The sequence below is a fragment of the Rheinheimera texasensis genome, assembly GCF_964031785.1.
Lineage (GTDB): Bacteria > Pseudomonadota > Gammaproteobacteria > Enterobacterales > Alteromonadaceae > Pararheinheimera > Pararheinheimera texasensis_A.
Window position 1 is genome coordinate 365,627 of sequence record NZ_CAXIRE010000022.1, and the last position, 20,777, is coordinate 386,403.

Consider the following 20,777-nt stretch of genomic DNA (forward strand, 5'->3'; position numbering starts at 1 on the left):
GTTAAAAGTAAGAACGCCACAGCAGCTGCAACTGGCTGCCGACAGCACCAAAGTGGCTTTGGTCCGGGCCAGGCGCCCATTGCCATTGCAGCACTATGTCATACTCAGGTTTAATCCATGTTAATTCGGTTAATAACATATCACTGTTATCTTGCAAATCATGTAACCACAAGGCGGACCAGTCAAAACCTGCTGACCACTGCTGACTTTGTGCCTGCAGCAGTAAGGTCTGACGGGTCGGTAACTGGCCCTGACGCTGCTGTAAATAGTGCTGCCAGTCGGCTGGTTGTTGCAGCAGTTGTTGCCAGGCCTGCTGGCTGAGGCCTGCTGCGTCATACTGCCATTCCAAAGTCAGCGTCATTGGCAACGTCAGGCTGTAACTGACACCTGTGGCCAGACGGTTGCTGTGCTCGGTCCCGGCTTGCCAGCGCGGCTGGCTGCCGCTCGCGGCTTCGAGGTGATACAACCAGCGCTCATTCAAAGCGCCGCTCAGGTTCAGACCATATTGCCGCGCCTCGCCTTGTGCCTGATATGCTAATAGCCCAAGCGTCCAGCCTTGCCAGAGCTGCTGCTCGGCACTGAGCTGCCAGCGATCAGTACTGTTGGTGCGGGCCCAGTCGGGCGCGAGAGTAGCGTCGTCTGCCGTGCTGCTGAGCTTGGGGCTGAATAAAAAACTCAGCGATTTTGCATCGCCCAGCCATTGCTGGCGCAGCATCAGGCTGCCAAGCCGCTGTTCGCGCAGCACGGCCGGTTGCTGTGAGATTTGTGCCCGCACGGCCGCTGCGGCAAAAAAATCGGTTGGATTAAAACCACGAGCCACGCCGTTTTTTTGATTAATACGGCCAAACTCGGTGAGCCAGCTGTCATTCCAGCGATACCCGGCGTACAGCTCTTTCCATGACAGTACGGTGCTGCTGCCCGCGCCCGTGCTGCTATCAAAACGGTCAATCCGGCCGTTCCAGCGCAGATTCCACGATTGATCGGCGCTGGCCTGACTGAATCGGCTGTCAAGCGCCAAACGGCTTTGCCATTGTTGCTCTGTCGCACCAGGCAGCGTGTTGCTGGCCAGCGCCAGTTCGCTGCTGAGCTGCCAGTCTGGCGCTGTGGCGGGGGCGGTGCTGCTGTTGTCGGCCAGCGCAAAGGCTTGTTGCATAGGATCAGTGCCTGCAGGCGCCATCAGCAGCGGAGCCGGCAATGGACCGGGCAATGGACCGGGCAACGGAGCTGGCAATAGATCGGGCAGCGCCGGGAGCAGGCTGAGATACAGCAGCGGCCACATCACTCAGCGTCCGTTAAAATTTTCCAGCGCCTGGCGTTGCAGCCACTGCGCCGGTACGTCCATCGCCTGATGATCCTGACTTTGGATCACCGTCACCAGCTGCGGATTTAAGCCATCGATGATGATGGTTTCAGTCGGCCGCAGTTGCCCCAATGCCGGTTTGTAATGGCGAAACCAGGCAGTTTTCAGCAAAGTACCGCTTTGGGCATACAAGGCGGCTTTAACGGACTGACCGTTTTTCGGGTCAAGCCACAGCTGCATGCGGGCGTAGGTAACATCCGCACGGCGGGCGCTCAGGTCAAGTTGGATGGTATCCCGGTTTTGCCCTTCGGCGTCCTGCAGGGTGGCGCGTCCGGCCTGGATTGCACTGTAATCACGGATGAGGTCGGTGGTCACCACATCACCGTTGGCGGCCTGGCCCAATAAACGTTGCTGTGCTGAGATCCGGATGCTGGCCTTGCCGGCCGGGTCGTAAAACCACAGGTCGGCGCCGTCTTTAAGCAGCAACTTGCCGTTGTCGCGCCGGGGCTGCAAAAAGCGGATCAGGTTGCGAAATTGTTGGGTGTCTGCGTCATAACGGGTAAAAACGGCCAGCTGATTGCGGCTGATTTCTTTGCCGTTGCGATATTCAATTAACGTCGAGGTCACCCGGTACGACTGACGTGGGTTTCTGACGTCATCGGCCTGTTGCAATAAGGTGTGGGCGGCGTCGTGATTGTTTTCATGCGCCTGCGCTGGGGCGAGCGGCGTCGTGGCTGCACAGAGCAGCAGGCCAAACACCAACAGTGGGCGCAGGCCTGTGAGATGGCGGAGTGCTTTCATCAAATCACCTTTGAATTTAATAGACTGATTTCAAATCAGACATAACGCAGCGCATCGACCACGTCCTGCTGCGCGGCACGCCGTGCCGGCCACCAGGCGGACAGCGTGGCTACCAGCACCACGGTCAGGCTGATGCTGAGCAACATCTGATGTTCGCCCCAGAGCCGGATAGTGATCGGCACCGGATTGCTGCTGCCAGGCGGCAACCAGGCAAAACCGGCCTGATTAATCAGGCCGGCCAGCAACAGCGCCAGCAGGGTGCCGAAGATGGCGCCAGTCAGGCCCAGCAGCAGGCCTTCGCTGACAAACAGCCGGCGGATGCCGCTGCGGCGCAGGCCCAGCGTGCGCAAAGTGCCAATTTCCACCGTGCGTTCCAGCACCGCCATGCTCATGGTGTTGCCGACCGTAAAGAGCACAATGGCGCTGATCAGGATGGTGATAAAACCAAAGATGGCGGAAAACATGCCGGTGATCTGGCCAAACGCCGGGTTTAGCGTCTGAAAGTCATGGACTTCCAGCGGTTGTTGTTGCCAGCGGCTGTCGATGAGTTGCTGCAGCCTGGCCTGGGCTTTTTCGAGATCCGCCGTATGGCGTAGCTGAATTTGCAGCGCGGTGACGCGTTGGCCGGCCTCGCCATACAGCAGGCTTTGTGCCTGACTGAGCTGCATCGCCAGATAAACTTCATCCAGCTCTTTGGCGCCGGTGGTGACGGCCCGGTTAATCTGCAGGCGGCTGACGTTCGGCGCGCCGCCGGTGCTGGCCGCCAGCAGCTCCAGTCTGGCACCGGTCTGGCCGGCATCAGTGGTTGTAGATTGTTGGGCTGCCAGCGCGGCAAGATCAGCGGACAGGCTGTTGCTCTGGCCGGATTGGGTGCCCGATGTGGTGTCGGTTTGCGGGCAATCTTTCAGCGCCAGCTGACTACACAGTTGCAGCATCCTCGCGACGCCGATGCCAATCTCGGCTTCGTCCGCTGCAGCTGGGTTCATGCTGAGTAATTCCGGCGTGATGGCCAGCTGATAGTCGTTCCATTGCCGCATCTGGTTCTGCCCGGCAACATCGACCCCTTGCACTATCACCAATTTGGACAGCCCGGCGTCAAAGTTGCCGGCAATACCACCAAACTGCAGCACCGGCGTGACTACCTGCAGCAAAGGCGCCAGCTCAGGGTCCTGCTGAATATCGCTGATGAGTGCCTGATAATTTTGCAGGCTGTATCCTTGTGGGTCGCCGCTGCCAAACCAGAAATAATCTTTACGCTGCAGCTGCAGGTGGCCGCTGCGGCCAACAAAATCAGTTTCCAGGCCGTAATACACAGTGCGGCTGTAGCCACCAAATAACAAAATCGACAACATGCCGATCATCATCGCCAGCAAAGTCGTGGCGGAGCGGCGCTGATTGCGCCACAGGTTGCGCAGGGCCAGAGCGATCATATGGCCTCCTTTAAGGGTTGTGGCGATTGCAGATGGCCATCTTTTAACAACACCAGATGGTCGGCACTGGCGATCACTTGCGGATCATGCGAGGAAAACACAAAAGCGGTTTTATGCTGGCGCTGCAGCTCACGCATCAGATGGATGATTTGGGCGCCGGTCTGGCTGTCGAGGTTGGCGGTTGGTTCGTCAGCCAGCACCAACAGCGGCTGATGCACCAGTGCGCGGGCGATGGCGACGCGCTGGCGCTGGCCGCCAGACAGCTGATTCGGCCTGTGCTGGCTTTTGTCGGCAAGGCCCACGGCATCAAGCAATTCCAGCACTTTTTTGCGGCGCTGCGCTGCCGGTGTGCGGTTTAACCGCAGTGGATACTCGACATTCTCAAAAGCGGATAACACAGGTAACAGATTGAAATTCTGAAAGATGTAACCGATGTGCCTGGCACGGAAATCGGTCAGCGCATTGTCGCTCAGTTGCTGCAACGACTGACCGGCGATGCACACATCCCCCTGGTCCGGCCGGTCGATGCCGGCGATCAGATTCAGCAGCGTGGTTTTACCGCTGCCCGACGGGCCGGACAACACGGTAAAACAGGCCGGCTGCAGCAGCAGGCTGACATCTGTCAGGGCCTGCACCCGCAGCTGGCCAAGGGCATATGTTTTCGACAAATGTTGCAGTTGCGCCAGACTCATGCCGGGACTCCTTCAGGCAAAACAGAGATGCTTAGCCTGCTGCTTTTGCCGATGACTGGCTGTGAATTGTGATAAAGCGTTGTTTTTTGGCGCAAAGTGCGCTGGGGGAGGATAAGAAGCGGCTGGGTTTTTGGTTGCGGTTTTCTGGCGGGCTTCATCAGATAAAAATAAACATTTCATCAAGTCGGTGTTAACCGTTTGTCATATTGTGGCGGCACTTTGGCAGGGCAGCCACTGTCGGTTTTGTTGACCGGGTGGGACTGCTCTTAATCAGGAGTACCTCATGTCCGGACCTGCTTTATCCGCATTGGCCGCTGCGCCGGTGTTTCCAACGCTTGGGCGGCTGGCGTTGCCGATCATGTTGTCGCTGGTATTTGGCGCGCTGGCCAATGCCGTCGACATGGCGTTTATCAGCCAATTCAGTCAGAGCGACCGCGCTATTGCTGCTTTGTCGGTGATTTTTCCGCTGCAGATGTTAGTGGCGGCGCTGGGGACTGCGCTCGGTGGCGCGCTGGCCAGTGTATTAACTCGGGCGCTCGGTGCCGGCAAGCCGGTGACCGGCCGCAAAGCGATCTGGCAGGCCACAGTGTTGACGATCTGGTTTGGGCTGTTGCTGACTCTTGGTCTGTGCGTGCTGTTGCCGGCGCTGCTGGCGTTGCTGCAAACACCAGCCGATGTGCTGCCGATTGCACTGGATTATGGTTACCCGGTGCTGCTGGCCACGTTGCCGGCCTTGCTGGCGCAGGTCTGGTGTGAAGTGTTCCGGGCCCAGGCCAAAGTTCGGCTGATGGTGCTGGTCGTCGTCAGCAGCTGTCTGCTGAATGTGCTGCTGAATACATTGTTGATTGTAGGCCTGGACTGGGGCGTGTTTGGCGCGGGTGTGGCGACTGCCATCTCTCAGCTGCTGGCTGCGCTATTGGCCTGGTGGCTGCTGCAGGGACCGCGCAACCGGCTACAGCTGTGGTGCTGCGGTGCCGGCAAAGCCGCAGACAGTGGCTTGCGTTGGTTACGCCGCCGTGCCTTACCCGGTGTGAAACGTGAATTGCTGTTGCTGGGGCTGCCGCTGTTTTTAAACCAGCTCGGCATCGGCCTGATGGTGGCGGCGGTGAACAGTCAGTTGGCCTCGACCGGTGGGCTTAGTCAGGCCGACGTCCTGCTCGCCACTGCCGCTTTTGGCCTTTTTATCAAAATGATGGTGATAGTGGTGATGCCGTTGCAAGGCTTAGCGGCGGCGTTTCAGACGCTGGCGGCTTTTCATGCCGGGGCCGGCGACCAATCGCGCTTGTGGCGGACTGTTTATGCCGCGCTCGGCTGGACGCTGGGCTACGCCATCATTGTTTATGGCCTGATGTACCTGCAGCCGCAATGGCTGTATGGCGCTTTTATGGCGCCGGCGGCGGTTAATACTGCGGCTATTACTATCACGCAGGCCGCGTGCCTGGCATTTCCGCTGTATGCGCTGTTTTTTGTCTCGGCCGGTTTTTTCCTGTCGACCGGCCGGGCCGGCCTGGCACTGCTGATTTACCTGTCGCATAACTATCTGTTTTTCTTGCCCTTTGTTTTCTTGTTTCCGGCCTGGTGGGGCGACAGCGGCATTTGGTGGGCTTTTGTTGCCACCGATGTGGCGGCTGCCGCGCTGGGTGCTTTGTGTCTGTTACTGGCGTTATGGCGGCCGTTGCCGCGGGCGCTGTCTGCACCGCAGCGCCAGGCTATTGCCCCGGCTGCGACTGAGCCAGCCAATCCCTGTTCTGATGCGGCCTGACCGCCCCCTGATGTGATGAAAAGGAGTGATGTGTGAAAACTTCCCAACCAGGCCGCAGCCGTCATCCGGCCCTGCTGGCAATTTTTAAGCAGCAACTGGCACGGATGAGTCAGATGCAGCAACTGATGTCGGTGCAGCTGCAACAGTTGCAGGCGCAAACCGCAGAGCGCAGGAGCACGGCTGCTGCGCCTTCTGCCGCGGCGCTTTCAGCCACAGTGATACCGCAGTCTTTTACCGCTGCAACTGAGTCGCCTCCTGTTACTGCATTCGCTGTGAATACATTGTCGCAGCAAGTGCTTGCTGTGCCAGAGGCGCAGCCCGAATGGCTGCCGATGACTTCGGCGCAGCGGCGGCTTTATCTGCTCTGTCAGCAGCCGGACGCGGAATTGTCTTACCACATCACTTCATTAACTGAACTGCAGGGCCCACTGGATTTGCCAAAGCTGCAGCAAACGATGCAGCAGCTGGTGGCGCGTCATCAGGTGTTGCGCACCACTTTGCATCAGCAAACAAGGGATGGTTCGGACGAACTGTTTTGGCAACAGATTTTGCCGGCGGCCGATTTCGCCCTGCAATATCAGGATTGGCAGGCGCATGATCACCACAGCTTACCCAAGGCGTTACGGGCGCTGCTGCAGCCGTTTGAGCTGACGGCGGCGCCGCTGGCACGGGTCTGGTTGTTGCAGCTGGCAACTGATCATCATGTGTTGCTGACCGATTTTCATCATGCGATCAGCGACGGTTTTTCGTTGTCAGTCTTTGTCCGCGAATTATTGCAGCTGTATCAGGGCGAGCCTTTGCCTGCGGTCAGTCAGCAATATGCGGATTATGGACAATGGGAGCAGCAATACCGCCAATCCGCACGTTATCAGCAGGATGCCGAGTATTGGCAGCAGCAACAGCTGGCCACACGGCCGCCGACTGAACTGCCGCTTTGTCACAGCCGGCCGGCGCGTCAGGCGTTCAGTGGTGGCCGGTTGTTCAGTCAGCTGGATGCGCCGCTGACCGCCGCCTTAAAACAGACTGCGCGCCAGCATCAGGTCAGCCTGTTTATGTTGTTGCTGGCCGGTTGCCAGCTCTGGCTGTCGCGGCTGTGTCGTCAGCGCGAAGTGCAGTTGGGTGTTCCGGCTGTGGTGCGCGGCAATGAAGCGGCCGAGCACACCATGGGTATGTATACCAATACGCTGGTGTTGGCACAGGACATTGACGAGCAGCAAACGCTGGCGGAGCTGCTCAGACAAGTGCGCAGTTGCTGTGTTGGCGCTTATCAGCATCAGGCCTTTCCGTTTGAAGATTTGCTGGGGCACAGCACAGGCCCGGGGCAGACCCTGGCGCGGAACCCGTTGTTTGATGTGATGTTTGTCTATGAAAACGCCGACGACCGGGTGCTGGACCTGCCTGGGCTGCAAGTGCGGGATCTGCCGTTTGACCCCGGCGTCAGCAGCTTTGATTTGTGTCTGGAACTGATTGAACAGCAAGGGCAGGTGGCGCTGAACCTGCATTATGCGTCGGCGTTGTTTGCCAGCGACATTCTGCAGCACTGGCTGGACGCGTTATTGGCGCTGTATCAGCAGATGGCCATGCAGGGGCAGTCGCAGGTGCGGCCGGATGTGCAGCTGAGTGAACTCGGTTGGCTGTCAGCTTCCCAGCAGCAGCTGTTACAGACATTTCAGCAACCGCAACCCGTGGATACGACAACTGCATTACCGCAGCACTGGCGCGACTGGCAAATTCAGCAGTGGGTGGAATATCAGGCGCAGCAGCAGCCGGATCAGATTGCTCTGGTGTATCAGCAACAACAGCTCAGCTACGCCGAACTGGACCAGCAAGCGAACCAGCTGGCGCAGCTGTTATTGTCGCATGGTGTTGCTGCACAGCAGCGGGTGGGCATCAGTCTCAACCGCGGGCCATTACAGGCGGTGGCCTGGCTGGCTGTGCTCAAAGCCGGTGCGGTGTTTGTGCCGGTGGACCCGGATTACCCGGCGAGCCGGATTGCACATATTCTGACTGACAGCGCGACCAGCCTGATGCTCAGTGAAAGTTCCGTCGCGCTGACGCTGCCGGCAAGCTGTCAGCGGCTGGATTTGGACCTGCTGGCGCTGGATACTGCGCAAGACGTGGTGGTCAGCAAACCGCCGTGTAACGGCGATCTGCAGCAGCTGATTTATCTGGTCTACACCTCCGGCACGACCGGTTTGCCTAAAGGCGCGCAACTGCACCATTTGGGGGTGAACCGGTTATTGTGGCAACAAATTCCGCAGCTTGGGCTGGGCCCCGGTTGCCGGGTGCTGCAATTTGCTTCTTTTAGTTTTGATGCCGGTCTGGCCGAGTTTTTCCTGGCATTGTGCAGCGGTGCCACTTTATATCTGTATCCGCCGGCGGTGGTGCGGGACCCGGCGGCGCTGGACGAAGCAGTGGCGCGTGATCAGTTAACCCATGCCTTGCTGACGCCGGCTTTGTTGCCTTATCTGAATGTAGAGGCCTGGCGTAGTGTGCAAACACTGCTGATTGGCGGTGAAGCCTGTCCGGACGCTTTGGCACGGCGCTGGGCACAAGACCGGCGTTTACTCAACAGCTATGGCCCGACCGAAACCTCGATTTATTGTACTCAGGGCCAGTTACAACCCGACTTCCCACGGATGCAGATGGGCGGCAGTGTCGCCGAAGCGCAGCTGTATGTGGTGGATTCGGCGTTAAAACCTGTACCACCGGGTGTACCGGGTGAGCTGCTGATTGGCGGGCCTGGTGTCGGCGCTGGTTATTGGCAGCGGCCTGAACTCAACAGTGAAAAATTCATCAACAATCCGTTTGCCGCCGGTCAGCTGTATCGCACCGGTGATTTAGTGCGCTGGTTGCCGCAAGGCCAGCTGCAGTATCTGGGCCGGATTGACCTGCAGGTCAAGCTGCGTGGTTTCCGGATTGAACTGGCAGAAATTGAAGCGGTATTACTGGCACAGCCCAACGTGCGCGAAGCCGTGGTGCGGGTGGTTGGCAGTGGAGCGGCGGCCGAGCTGATTGGTTATCTGGCCGCGCCAGAGACAGTGCGTGAACAGGTGCGTCAGGCGCTGCGCGCGGCATTACCGGATTACATGGTGCCGGCGGCTTTGGTGCTGTTGGATAAAATGCCGCTGACTGCCAATGGCAAACTGGACAAACAAGGCTTGCCGCTGCCGCAGGAACATGATTATCAGCGCACACTGTTTATCGCGCCGCTTGGCGGGACCGAACAGACGCTGGCCGGCTTCTGGCAAGAGGTGCTGCAAGTGGCGCAAGTCGGCCGGCAGGACAATTTTTATGCGCTGGGTGGTCATAGTCTGCTGGCCGCACGCTTATTGGCGCAAGTTCGCCAGCACTGGCCTGTCCCGGTCGGGCTGGCCGAGATAGTCGGCAGCAGTGATTTAGCCGACATGGCGCGGCGGATTGATGCTGCTCAGCAAGCCGCCAGCCAGCCCGGTCAGATCACAGGTCTGCCGCCTCTGCAGGCATTACCGGCGCAGCCGCGTTATCCGTTGTCGGCATCGCAGCAGCGGCTGTGGTTTGTTGAGCGCTGGACGGCGGGACAGAGCATGTACCATGTGCCGCTCGTCTGGAAAGTGGACGGGCCATTTGACCATCAACGCGCCGACCAGGCCTTGTTGGCGTTAGTGGCGCGGCATCAGCCGCTGCATTTTGGGCTTTATGAAGATGACGCCGGTTTGCTCTGGCAACAGCCGCAGCCGCTGCCAGACACCTTGCTGCAATACTCGGATGTGACTCATCTCAGCGCCGCTGCCTTACAACAGCGGGTCACGGCGTTATTGGCGCAGCCTTTTGACCTGGCTACCGATTTGAAACTACGCGCCTGGTATCTGCAAAGCGCGGACAACAGTGGGCTGCTGGTGCTGAACCTGCACCATATCGCCACCGACGGCTGGTCGATGGCGGTGCTCGCCAGTGAATTTGCCACTTTGTATCAGGCATTGGCCACATCACCGTCTGCGGATGTGCTGAGCCCGCTGCCGCTGCAATACACCGATTATGTGTTATGGCAACAGAGTGAGGCCGTGCAGCAGCACTGGCAGCAACAACTGAGTTTCTGGCAACAGACGTTGGCCGGAGCGCCGCCTGTGCATCAGTTGCCGCTCGATTTTGACCGGCCGGAGCAACAGAGCCAACAGGGCGGCTGGCTGGCATTTCAGCTTGAGGTGGAGCAGGGCCAGGCCTTGGTGCAACTGGCCCGCCAACAGCAGGTCAGTTTGTTCACACTGTTATTAACGACCTTTTATCTGTTGCTGGAAAAATACAGCCAGAGCCGCGACCTGGTGATCGGCACGCCGGTGGCCAACCGCGCGCAACCTGAACTTGGCAATCTGGCCGGTTTTTTTGTCAATACGCTGGTACTGCGCCAACCGCTGGACCCGGCCTGGTCCGTCAGCAGCTTGTTGTCACAAGTGCAGCAGCAGGTGGCGCTGGCGCAGCAGCATCAGGAATATCCGTTTGAAAAACTGGTCGAAGCGCTGCAGCCGGTCCGGCAAAGCCAATATTCACCGCTGTTTCAGATCATGTTCAGCATGGACCCGCCGGGGCTGGCAGATATGCAGCTCGGTGATTTACAGCTGCGTAAAGCGGCAGGCAGCGAGCAACAGGCGCGTTTTGAGCTGACGCTGGAAGTCAGCACTGAAAGCCCTGCCTTTGCATTTGCTTTTGAATACAACACTGATCTGTTCAGTCCGGTCAGCATCGAACGCTTCGCCGACAGTTATCAGGCGCTGTTGCAGCAGTTGTTGCAGGTACCGCTGGCCAACACGTGCTGGACTGAGCTTGATGCGTTAAGTTGCGGGCAGCGCGCTTTGTTGTTGAGCGGCCGTGGCGAACTGCTCACGGACACCGCACTGTTGCCACCGACAGAGCTGACGCAGCCAGCGCCAACTGTAATGACGCCCACTGTGCTGACACAGCTGGCGTGGCTGGCAGAACATCAGCCCGATCAGGCCGCCTTAGCCCACGGCAGCGAATGCCTGAGTTATCAGCAACTGTGGCAACAGAGTCAGCTAGTCGCTGCAGCGCTTAAGCGCGAAGGCATCAAAGCAGGTGCTGTGGTGGCGCTGTGCCTGCAGCGTTCGGTGCCGTTGTTAGTCACTGTGCTGGCGCTGCAGCGGCTGGGTGCCATTTATCTGCCGCTTGACCCGGCCTATCCGGATGCGCGGCTACAACAAATTGTCGATGATGCCGAACCGGCGTTAATCCTGACGGAGCCGGCGCAGGCGGATCGTTTTGACGTCGGCGCGACAGGACGCTGCCTGGTGCTGCAGCAATGCTGGTTGCAGTGGTTCAGCCCGGAGTTGTCGGCAGAACTCGCTACTGCGCCGCTGCCAGCGGTGCAGCCGGATGCAGACGTCTATCTGATTTACACCTCAGGCTCGACCGGTACACCGAAAGGCGTCTTGGTCGCACAGCCGCAATTGTTACATCTGGCTCAGGCGATGCAGCAGGTTTATCAGCTGGTGCCAGCGGACCGGGTGCTGCAGTTCAGCAGTATCAATTTTGATATCTCGATTGAAGAGATTTTTGCCAGCTGGTACAGCGGCGCTTGCCTGGTGCTGCGCGAAGCCGATTGGCTGGACAGCCCGGCGTTATTCTGGTCTAAAGTGCAGGACGCTCAGCTTAGCGTACTGAATCTGCCGACGGCGTTCTGGAGCGAGCTGACCAGTGCCTTGCCGGATGCTTTTGCTGAGGCGCTGCGGTTGGTGATTATCGGCGGCGAAGCGGCACCACTGCCGCAGGTGCGGCGCTGGTTGCACAGCAGCGCCGGGCATATCAGGTTAATCAATGCCTATGGCCCAACCGAAACCACAGTCACTGCGACCTGCTACCCCATCACTGAGTTGGTGCCGCGCCAGCATCAAATTCCGCTGGGCCGGCCGGTTGGCGCCAACCGTTGTTATATTCTCGATGCAGAGCGGCGTTTGTTACCGCCAGGCGCCATTGGTGAGTTGTGGCTAGCCGGGCCTGGTGTCAGCCGTGGTTATCTGCGCCGGCCGGCACAAACCGCCGCGGTGTTTTGTCCGGCGCCGCTGCCAGATGCAGATGAGACCGAGCTGTGGTATCACAGCGGTGACCTGGCGCGCTGGAACAGCGGCGGTCAGCTGGAGTTTTTCGGCCGGCAGGACGACCAGGTCAAAATCAATGGCTTTCGCATTGAACTCAGCGACATCGAAGCGCAGATCCTGCAATTTCCGGCGGTCGACAGTGCGCTGGTGCTGGCGGATCAGCCGCAGGGCAGCTGGCGCTTGTTGGCCTATCTACGTGCCGCACAGCCGATAAATACTGAACAGCTGCGCCAGCACTTAAGCCGCAAATTACCGCAATTTATGTTGCCGTCGGCCATCCAGCAACTGGCGGAATGGCCGTTGCTGCCCAATGGTAAAATTGATCGCAAAGCCCTGCCACAGCCTGATGAGCAGGCCTTTGCCCACAGCGCAGGTGAGCCACCGGCAGCGGGCGTTGAACAACAACTGGCGGCGCTGTGGCAGCAGTTGCTGGGCGTCAGCGTACAAAGCCGGCACAGTGATTTTTTTGCGCTCGGTGGCCATTCGTTGTTATCAATCCGCTTACTGGCACTGATCCGGCAGCAGTTTGGCCGCGAGCTGCTGGTGCGGGATATTTTCCGCCACAGCAGTCTGGCGGCGATGGCTGCGTTATTACAGGAACAAACTCAGCAATGGCCAGAGCTTAGCGCGCAGCCACGCAGCAGCGATGCGCTGCTGCCGCTGTCGTTCAGCCAGCAGCGGCTGTGGTTTATCGAGCAACTGCAGCCGGGCTCAGCGCAATATCATATCAGTGCGACCATTCAGCTCGAGGCACCGCTGGACGGCGCATTGCTCGAACAGGCGGCCAGGCTGCTGACGACACAACAGGAAATCCTGCGTACTGTGCTGCTGGAGCAGGACGGCCAGAGCTGGCAGCGCGTGCTGCCGGACGTGCAGTTCCACCTGCAACAGCTGCAGGTGGCGAATGTGCCGGAATTACGCAAAGTTGCGGCTGAGCATGCGCGCCGGCCCTTTGATTTGCGACAAGATTTATTGTGGCGGCTGGCGCTCGTGCACTGCGAACAGCAACAATACCTGCTGTTTAATCTGCACCATATTGCCGGTGACGGCTGGTCGGTTGATTTACTGATTAATGGCCTGCTGCAGTGTTATCAACAGTTACAACAGCAGGCTGCTGTGACAAAACCGGCTTTAACGCTGCCGGCGTTGCCGCTGCAATATGGCGATTATGCGTTGTGGCAACACCAGCTGGCCGCTGCCGGCTATTTTGCTGCGGCTGAGCAGTATTTCCGTGACAGCCTGGCGCAGTTACCGCCGGTGCATGCGTTGCCGCTGGATTTTGTCCGGCCGCCAACACCGGATGACCGCGGCGCCAGTGTCAGCGCTGCGCTGACTTTGGAAGAGCTGCAGGGGCTGCAGCAGTTTGCCCACAGCCATCAGGCCAGTTTGTTCTCGCTGTGCCATGCCGCCTTTGCCCATGTGTTGGCGCGCTGGAGTGGTCAGCCTGATATTGTGATTGGCACGCCGGTACTGAACCGTACACAGGCCGCATTGCAAGGGCTGGTCGGATTTTTTGTCAATACGCTGGTATTACGGCTTCACTGCGATCCGACGCAGCATTTCACCGCGTTGCTGGAACAAAGCCGGCAACAATTGCACAGTGCCCAGCACTATCAGGATTATCCGTTTGAACTGTTGGTGGCGCTGCTGAATCCGCCGCGGGAAGCGGCGATCCATCCGTTGTTTCAGGTGTTTATGTCGATGGATGTGTCGGACGACAGCGCGCTGACCGCACAAGGCCTGAGGTTATTGCCGCCGGATACAGTGCAGGCGCGATTTGACCTCAGCCTGAATCTGCAGCAACAACAACAGCAACTGCTGTTGCGGCTGGATTATGCCTGTGCCTTGTTCCGTCCCGAGACGGCGCAGGCGCTGCTCGATGCGCTGCTGCTGACCTTAAGACTGGTGCGCACTGAAGCCTTGCGGCCACTGGAGCGCTTGCCGCTGCTAAGTGGTGCCCAGCAGCAACAGCTGTTGGCGGCACAACCGGTGTTGACAGAAGACAGAACCAGTTTTGCCCGGCGGGCTGATTTTCTGGCGCAGTGGCAGCAACAACAGCTGCGTTATAGCGACGACATTGCGGTGGCAGATGCGCAGCAGGCGCTTAGTTATCAGCAATTAGACACTGGCGCAAATCAGCTGGCACACGCCTTAGCTGAAACCGGACTGCAGCCCGGGCAACGGGTCGCACTGCTGATGCGGCGTGATCATCAACTGCCACTGGCGATACTGGCGCTGTGGAAACTCGGTTGTGCTTATGTGCCGCTCGACCCCAATCAACCGGCGGCGCGCTTACAAGCCGTGCTGGCGGATGCTGAGGTGGCAGTGACGCTGGTCAGCAGCTGTTATCAGCCGCTTGCCGAGCAAGCCGGCGCAATAGCGCTGTGGCTCTGTGATACATCGGAGCAACAGCGACGGGTGCGACAACAAGCCGTCAGTGCACCAATGCTGCAGTTGCCGGACGACCCGCTGGCGTATCTGATTTACACCTCCGGCTCGACTGGTCAGCCCAAAGGCGTGCAGGTGTATTTAAGTTCGGTGGTGGAATGCCTGAATCAAATGGCCGCCCGGATTGGTTTCCAGCCACAGCAGGCGCTGCTGGCCATCACCACTGTGACTTTTGATATTTCGGTGCTGGAACTGTGGCTGCCGCTGTTGTGGGGCGGCCGCACTGTGCTGATGCAGACTGAAGATGCCCGTGATCCGCAGTTATTGCAGCATTGGCTGGACCGCTATGACATCGGCTTGCTGCAGGCCACTCCGGCCACCTGGCAAGGTTTGTTGTTGTCGGGTTGGTCCAGCCGCCCCGGCCTGACCATGTTATGCGGCGGCGAAGCGCTGAGTCAGCCGCTGGCGCTGCAGTTACTGGCCGGCGGCGGGGCTTTGTGGAATGTGTACGGGCCGACCGAAGCGACGATTTGGGTGTCGGCGGCGCCTGTTCGCAGCGCGGCCGATTTTGCTGGGCAAGGCGTGGCGCCGGTGGCAGATTTATTGCCCGGTATCCGCAGTTATGTATTAAGCCCCGCCGGGCTGTTGCAACCGCCGGGCGTGGCCGGTGAGCTGGTGCTCAGTGGTCCTTGTGTCGCCGCCGGTTATCGCAACCGGCCTGAGCTGACCGCGCGGCACTTCCTGCCGGATCCGTTTTTACCGCACAGCCGCACTTTGGGGCAACAGATGTACCGCACCGGCGATCTGGTGCGGCAATTGCCGGGCGGCCAGCTGGCCTTTTTGGGCCGGCTGGATCATCAGGTGAAAATCAACGGTTTCCGGATAGAGCTGGGCGACATTGAAAGCCAGCTGCGCCAGCATCCGGCCGTGGAACAGGCGGTAGCTGTGGCGCTGACCGTGCGCGAACAGCCGCAACTGGTGTTGTACTGGCAGCGCCGCACTGCGGCTGAGGTCACTGAGCAGGAGCTGCGCAACTATCTGCAACAGCAGTTGCCGGCCTATATGCAACCGGCCTATTGGCTGGAGCTTGAGGCCTTTCCGCTGAACAGCAACGGTAAAATTGACCGCAAAGCCTTGCCGTCCCCGCAAGCGCAGCAGCAACAGCAACAGCCGCCGCAGACCGCGACTGAGCGGCAACTGCAGCAGATTTTTCAGCAGGTGCTCGGCGCTGTTGTGGACGATGTGACGGCGAGTTTCTTTGATCTTGGCGGCCATTCCTTATTGAGTATCTCGCTGATGCAACAAGTGAATCAGCATGGCCGTGCTGCGGCATGGCCGCAGCTGAGTCTGGCGGATCTGTTCAGTCATGCCGATATCCGTGCTCTGGCAGCACTGATTGATGCCGGTGAGCGACCAGCAGATGCTGACCCTGTTGATACGGTGCGTTGGGTGGTGCTGGAGCCGCAAGCAGGATTGCCGGACTGGTGGCTGATCCCGGGCGCTGGCGCCGTGAGCGCGGCCATGTTGCCTTTGGCGCGCCAGCTGCGCGGCCACGCCCAGGTCTGGGTGGCGGAGCCACAGGGACGGTTGGGAATGCTGACGCCGCATCAGGACTGGGCAACGCTGACCGCAGACTATCTGGCTGCACTGCGCGCGGTAAAGCCAAAGGGGCCTTATCGTATCGCCGGCCATTCGCTCGGCGGCCGTATCGCTTATCAGCTGGCTTGTGCTTTGGAGGCTCAGGGTGAAGAGGTGATTTTGTGCCTGCTTGATGTCGATTTACAGCCGGTGGCCGCCAGCAGTGCAATGGCCGACGCGGCGACTGAGATGTACCAGCTGTTATGCCGGGCATTGGGTCAACCAGCGCAGAGTTTTAGCGCGCCGGCGCAATATCGTGTGGCGCTGGCGCAGCTGATGCAACAGGCTGGTTTGTTGGCGCAAACCGGCTGGCAGACTGAGCTGGATGCTTTGCTGGCGGTGGCGACAGCGCAGGCCGGGTTGTACCAGCAGTTTAAGCCGGGGCCGAAGTTTGCCGGGCAAAGCTGGCTGATTTATGGCGACGAATTTGCCGCAGTGCATCCGCGCGCGCAATTACGCAAGCAGCTGAAGCGATATCTGCAAGGCAGTCTGCAGCTGCAGCAAGTCGAAGGGGATCATTTGGCTATGTTGTCGGCGTCTGCGCTGTCGGCCCGGTTAGCCGCATTGTTGTAAAGCTGTTGGCTGAGAATGCCCGGCGGCGTGGTGGCGCCGGGCACTGCAGCTTTAAGCAAATGCACTGTTGTATCAGCCGGTTCGCCCCAACGGATTGGCAAAACCGCGCAATAAAAAACCCGCCATTTGGCGGGTTGTGCGGGCGTAAATAACGGGGTCAGAAGCGATACACCAACAGTAACATCGCGTCGATGCTGCGTTTTTCGTCTACCAGCGGGCTTTGCTGCAGATTGTCAGCCAGTTGCGTGACACCGGCACTGCCAAGCAGCACGGTCTGGGCACTGAGTGGATATTGCACGCGCAGGTCCAGCCGGTAATTGACTTCAGCTTCCGGCTGAAACACTGGCCGGCCGACGCTGAGATTCTGATTGCCGGGTGCCACGCCATAAATCCGCTGGGTGTAATCTTCATTCATCCAGCTGGCAGTGGCTACCGCCATCAGGCGAAACCCTGAGCTGTGCTGATAAAGCGGCAGTTCCAGTGCCAGATCTGCGACCTGCGCATTGCGGTCTTCGTTCAGTTGCTGCGCCAGCTGTACTGAGAACCAGTACCAGCGCATGCCGATGGAACCGGTGATCTCGGTGTCAGGGGCCTGATAGCCGTTAAACACCGGGTCATCAGATAGTGTGGAGCTCAGGCTGGTGTCGGCGTCGTAGCCGTTGTCGCGGATGCCGGCGCCGGCGTAAAGGCGGAAGTTTTCATCCTGGACGAAGCTGTAGCTCACCAGATTGCCCTGTTCAAAGCCGAGGCGCCAGGCGCCGTTACTGGCAATAAAATATGGGATAGCACTGGTGACAGCCGGCATTTTTTTCCAGACCTGTTGCTGGCTGATCACACCGGCACCGGCTTCAAATTGCCATGGGTCGGCGAGTGCGACAGCAGAGGGCAGACTCAGCAGCAGCGCGGCACATCGGGTCAGTAAACGGGCCTGCAGGCGGGAAGGGCGACATAACGCAGACATAAAAGCTCCTTGTCAGAATAAGGGTCAGGGAGCCTTACTTTACCGAGCCATGGCAAAGCCGGCTTTGTTATGTGATTAATGGTATTCACAGCCGACAGACCGCCGACATTGCGGACGGGTGGCGGTCCGTTTCAGCTGCAGTTCAACATGGGAACAACAATGGTTATGCAATGGTTTGACGAGCTGCAGCAATGGCAGTGGCGGAGCTGGACTTTATGCCGGGCCGGTTTTGGGGCGCTGCGGCGAGCGGCTGATTTGCCGCAGCTGGCACAGGATACGGGTGTTGTGTTGCCGGCCTCTGTGTTGCAGGCGGTACCCAAACGTCAGGCGGAATATCTGGCGGCGCGGCTGTTATTGCGTCAGCTACAGCAACAGCTGGGGCTTGGACTCGCGCAAATTCTGCCGGGCGCTGACCGCAGTCCTTGTTGGCCTGCCGGTCAGCAAGGCTCGGTGTCACATAGCGGCGAGCGGGTGCTGGTCGGGCTTGGGCATGCCGGCAGCAGCACCAGCAACAGCACGCTGCGTCTGGGCGTGGATCTGGAGCAATGGCTGACGACGGGGCAGTGCGCAGAACTGACGCCAGCCATTTTATCGGCGGAGGAGCTGCGCTGGTGTCAGCTTGAACACAGCAATATTCCGCTGCCGCAGCTACTGACGTTAATTTTTGCCGGCAAAGAAGCGCTGTATAAAGCTTTGTATCCGGATTGCCGGCAAATCATGGAATTCAGTGCCGCCCGGATTATCGCGCTGACCGCTTCGCAAATGTTGTTGCAACTGACACAAGACTGGTCGGCAGCATGGTGCGCCGGTACCGAGATTTGGCTGGATTATCAAACTGATACATATGGCGTGCAGGTGCTGACCGAAGTCAGCAGCCGCACAGCTATGCCTTGTAGCCTGGTTTAGGCTTTTTTCCGTGCACTTAAGCGCACCCATTCGTCTTTGACGGCGACCGGGTCAAAGTCAAATTCTGCGCTATAGGCATCTATCACCGATTGGGCCTGGCTTTCCAGAATGCCGGATAATGCCAGCAAACCACCGGGACGGACATAAGCGCTGATGATTTGACTGAGTTCCGCCAGCGGGCCGGCGAGGATGTTGGCGACCACCACGTCTGCTTCTAACTTCGGCTGGTCTTTGGGTAAATACAGTTCAATCTGGCCGGCGACATTGTTACGCGCCGCGTTGGCGGTGCTGGCTTCAATCGCCTGCGGGTCTATATCAATGCCGACCACACGTTTGCCACCGAGTTTCAGCGCGGCGATACCTAAAATGCCGGAGCCACAGCCAAAATCGACCACCAGGCTATCTGTTAAATCCTGCGCATCCAGCCATTCCATACAAAGCGCGGTGGTGGGATGGGTACCGGTACCAAAAGCGAGGCCTGGGTCCAGCATCACATTCACTGCGGTTGGGTCGGGTATCTCCCGCCAGCTTGGGCAGACCCACAAGCGTTTGCCGAAGCGAATGGGGTGGAAGTTGTCCATCCATTCGCGCTCCCAGTCTTTGTCTTCCAGCTGCTCTAGTTTGTACTGCACACCCTGTTTAAACAGGCTGACTTGTTCGAGCTTGCGGATCACTTTGTCCATCGGATGTTCGGCGTCAAACAGCCCAACCACCACGGTATTAGCCCAATAAATCACTTCGCCTGGCATCGGCTCGTAAATCGGGGTGTCGTGTGCGTCGACAAAACTCACCGCTTGGGCGCCCCAGCTCATCAGCATGTCGCTGACGGTCTCAGCATGTTTTTCAGTGGTGTTTACGCGCAGTTGGATCCAGGGCATAGCGATTTCCGGCAGCTGTCAAAACGGCGGATTATATCAGTTTGCACGCGACAGCGGCAGGCGCACTGGCGCTTAAATCAGATTGCGGTTAGGTGATTGGTTTTTTACACAAACAAACAAATTAATTAACTTTTTATCTTTACAAATATTTATCAAAATATAACCTATGGCGGTTTTCCTGTTTTGGGACTATCCATCGATGAAGTTATATCTGATTTACCGCCAGTTCTACCTGCCAGAGACTGCTCAGCTGCACCTCGGCGGCATTGAAAATTACATCCTCGCCTTAAGCGAATTGTTCCTGCAGCAAGGTTATCAGGTTATTGTGTTGCAGCCGGCCCGGCACAGCTTCAGCGCCAGTTACGCTGGCATTGAGATCCGGGGCATCGATTGTCGTGGTTATCGCGGCAACCGGAAAAAATATGCGTTGTTTCAGGCAGCCCGGCAGGATTTCGACCCTGCCATTGATTGGCTGATTTTTGCTACCGACAGTTATTTTGTTCCCTCAGATTTACCCCGCACCATCGCTATCCAGCACGGCGTGTCCTGGGACAAACCCGGTAAAGGTTCGGGCCTGCTGGCGATTGTCAAAAGCTGGTTGTCGCAACGCAAGTATTTGTCCTACGTGCGGCAGTGCCGCGACCTGGTCTGTGTTGATCATAACTTTATTAACTGGTATCGCACCTTGCGTGATATGAGCCCGCTACAGCGCTGGACGGTGATCCCGAACTTCTGTCTCGAATTAGCCGGCGCGGCGCAGATCCAACGAAAATGGCCGGCAACAGGGCCGGTCCGACTGTTGATCGCCCGCCGTTTTGTTGATTATCGCGGTATTCCGCTGGCCAGTCGTGTGGTGCAAACGCTGTTACAGCGTTATCCGCAGCTGCAGGTCAGTTTCGCCGGTGACGGGCCTTTGTTGCCGGCACTACAACAGCAATTTGCTGCTGAGCCACGCGTCAGCATTTTCTGTTATGAACCGGCAGAAAGTCTTGCTGTGCATTTACAGCATCATCTGGTGTTACTACCATCCGTCGGCTCTGAAGGGACGTCGTTAAGCCTCGCCGAAGCGATGGCTGCCGGCTGTGCTGTGGTCACAACCAACGTCGGTGGGCTCAGCAATATGGTGTTAGACCAGCATAATGGGCTGATTTGTATGCCTGATGAAGCTGAGCTGGTGCAGCGACTTAGTCAGTTGCTCGACGCGCCGGATAAAGCCCAGCAGCTGGCGTTAATGGCCTGGCAGAGTGCGCAGCAGAGTTTCAGTAAATCACGCTGGCAGCAGGACTGGCTGCAGCTATTGGCAAATATCCGTAAGCGTTCCGCGGGAGTTTTAAGCTAAATCAGCGGGATAAAAAAGCC

General features: G+C 58.5%; 10 protein-coding genes. 4 read left to right on the top strand and 6 right to left on the bottom strand.

Annotated features, from left to right (window positions below):
* Position 1: 1 nt before the first annotated feature.
* Genes ABNT34_RS18315 through ABNT34_RS18330 form a run of 4 tightly spaced genes read right to left on the bottom strand, consistent with a single transcriptional unit; the run spans position 2 to position 4,223 of the window.
* The gene (locus ABNT34_RS18315; RefSeq protein WP_348734229.1) at positions 2-1,279 is read right to left on the bottom strand and encodes a hypothetical protein; all 1,278 of its coding nucleotides are present in this window, start codon (positions 1,277-1,279) and stop codon (positions 2-4) included.
* Between the two features lie 3 nt (positions 1,280-1,282).
* On the bottom strand, positions 1,283-2,101 hold the full coding sequence (locus ABNT34_RS18320; RefSeq protein WP_348734231.1) for an outer membrane lipoprotein-sorting protein: 819 nt from the start codon (positions 2,099-2,101) through the stop codon (positions 1,283-1,285).
* Positions 2,102-2,136: 35 nt separating this feature from the next.
* Positions 2,137-3,531 carry an FtsX-like permease family protein gene (locus ABNT34_RS18325; RefSeq protein WP_348734233.1) on the bottom strand — a complete coding sequence of 465 codons (1,395 nt, stop codon included), beginning with the start codon at positions 3,529-3,531 and terminating at the stop codon, positions 2,137-2,139.
* Positions 3,528-4,223, bottom strand: a complete 696-nt coding sequence (locus tag ABNT34_RS18330; protein WP_348734235.1) for an ABC transporter ATP-binding protein — start codon at positions 4,221-4,223, stop codon at positions 3,528-3,530. Before ABNT34_RS18330 ends, ABNT34_RS18325 begins: the two co-directional genes overlap by 4 nt.
* A 283-nt stretch (positions 4,224-4,506) precedes the next feature.
* Between ABNT34_RS18330 and ABNT34_RS18335 the strand changes: the two genes are divergently transcribed.
* Both ABNT34_RS18335 and ABNT34_RS18340 read left to right on the top strand, forming a co-directional pair.
* A complete protein-coding gene (locus ABNT34_RS18335; RefSeq protein WP_348734237.1) occupies positions 4,507-5,985 on the top strand; it encodes an MATE family efflux transporter in 1,479 nt (492 codons plus the stop codon).
* Positions 5,986-6,017: 32 nt separating this feature from the next.
* Positions 6,018-16,673 (top strand): amino acid adenylation domain-containing protein, encoded by a 10,656-nt coding sequence (locus ABNT34_RS18340; RefSeq protein ID WP_348734239.1) that lies wholly within the window; start codon positions 6,018-6,020, stop codon positions 16,671-16,673.
* Positions 16,674-16,830: 157 nt separating this feature from the next.
* Here the strand turns inward: ABNT34_RS18340 and ABNT34_RS18345 are convergent, their stop codons facing one another.
* A complete protein-coding gene (locus ABNT34_RS18345) occupies positions 16,831-17,634 on the bottom strand; it encodes a MipA/OmpV family protein (RefSeq protein ID WP_348734241.1) in 804 nt (267 codons plus the stop codon).
* A gap of 159 nt (positions 17,635-17,793) precedes the next feature.
* Between ABNT34_RS18345 and ABNT34_RS18350 the strand changes: the two genes are divergently transcribed.
* Positions 17,794-18,540 carry a 4'-phosphopantetheinyl transferase superfamily protein gene (locus tag ABNT34_RS18350; RefSeq protein WP_348734243.1) on the top strand — a complete coding sequence of 249 codons (747 nt, stop codon included), beginning with the start codon at positions 17,794-17,796 and terminating at the stop codon, positions 18,538-18,540.
* On the opposite strand, the gene prmA is transcribed toward ABNT34_RS18350, so the two are convergent.
* Positions 18,537-19,418 (bottom strand): 50S ribosomal protein L11 methyltransferase, encoded by an 882-nt coding sequence (prmA, locus tag ABNT34_RS18355; RefSeq protein WP_348734245.1) that lies wholly within the window; start codon positions 19,416-19,418, stop codon positions 18,537-18,539. The genes ABNT34_RS18350 and prmA overlap by 4 nt on opposite strands.
* A gap of 199 nt (positions 19,419-19,617) precedes the next feature.
* Between prmA and ABNT34_RS18360 the strand changes: the two genes are divergently transcribed.
* Entirely contained in the window at positions 19,618-20,757 is a 1,140-nt protein-coding gene (locus ABNT34_RS18360; protein ID WP_348734247.1) for a glycosyltransferase family 4 protein, read from the top strand.
* The last annotated feature ends 20 nt before the right edge of the window (positions 20,758-20,777 follow it).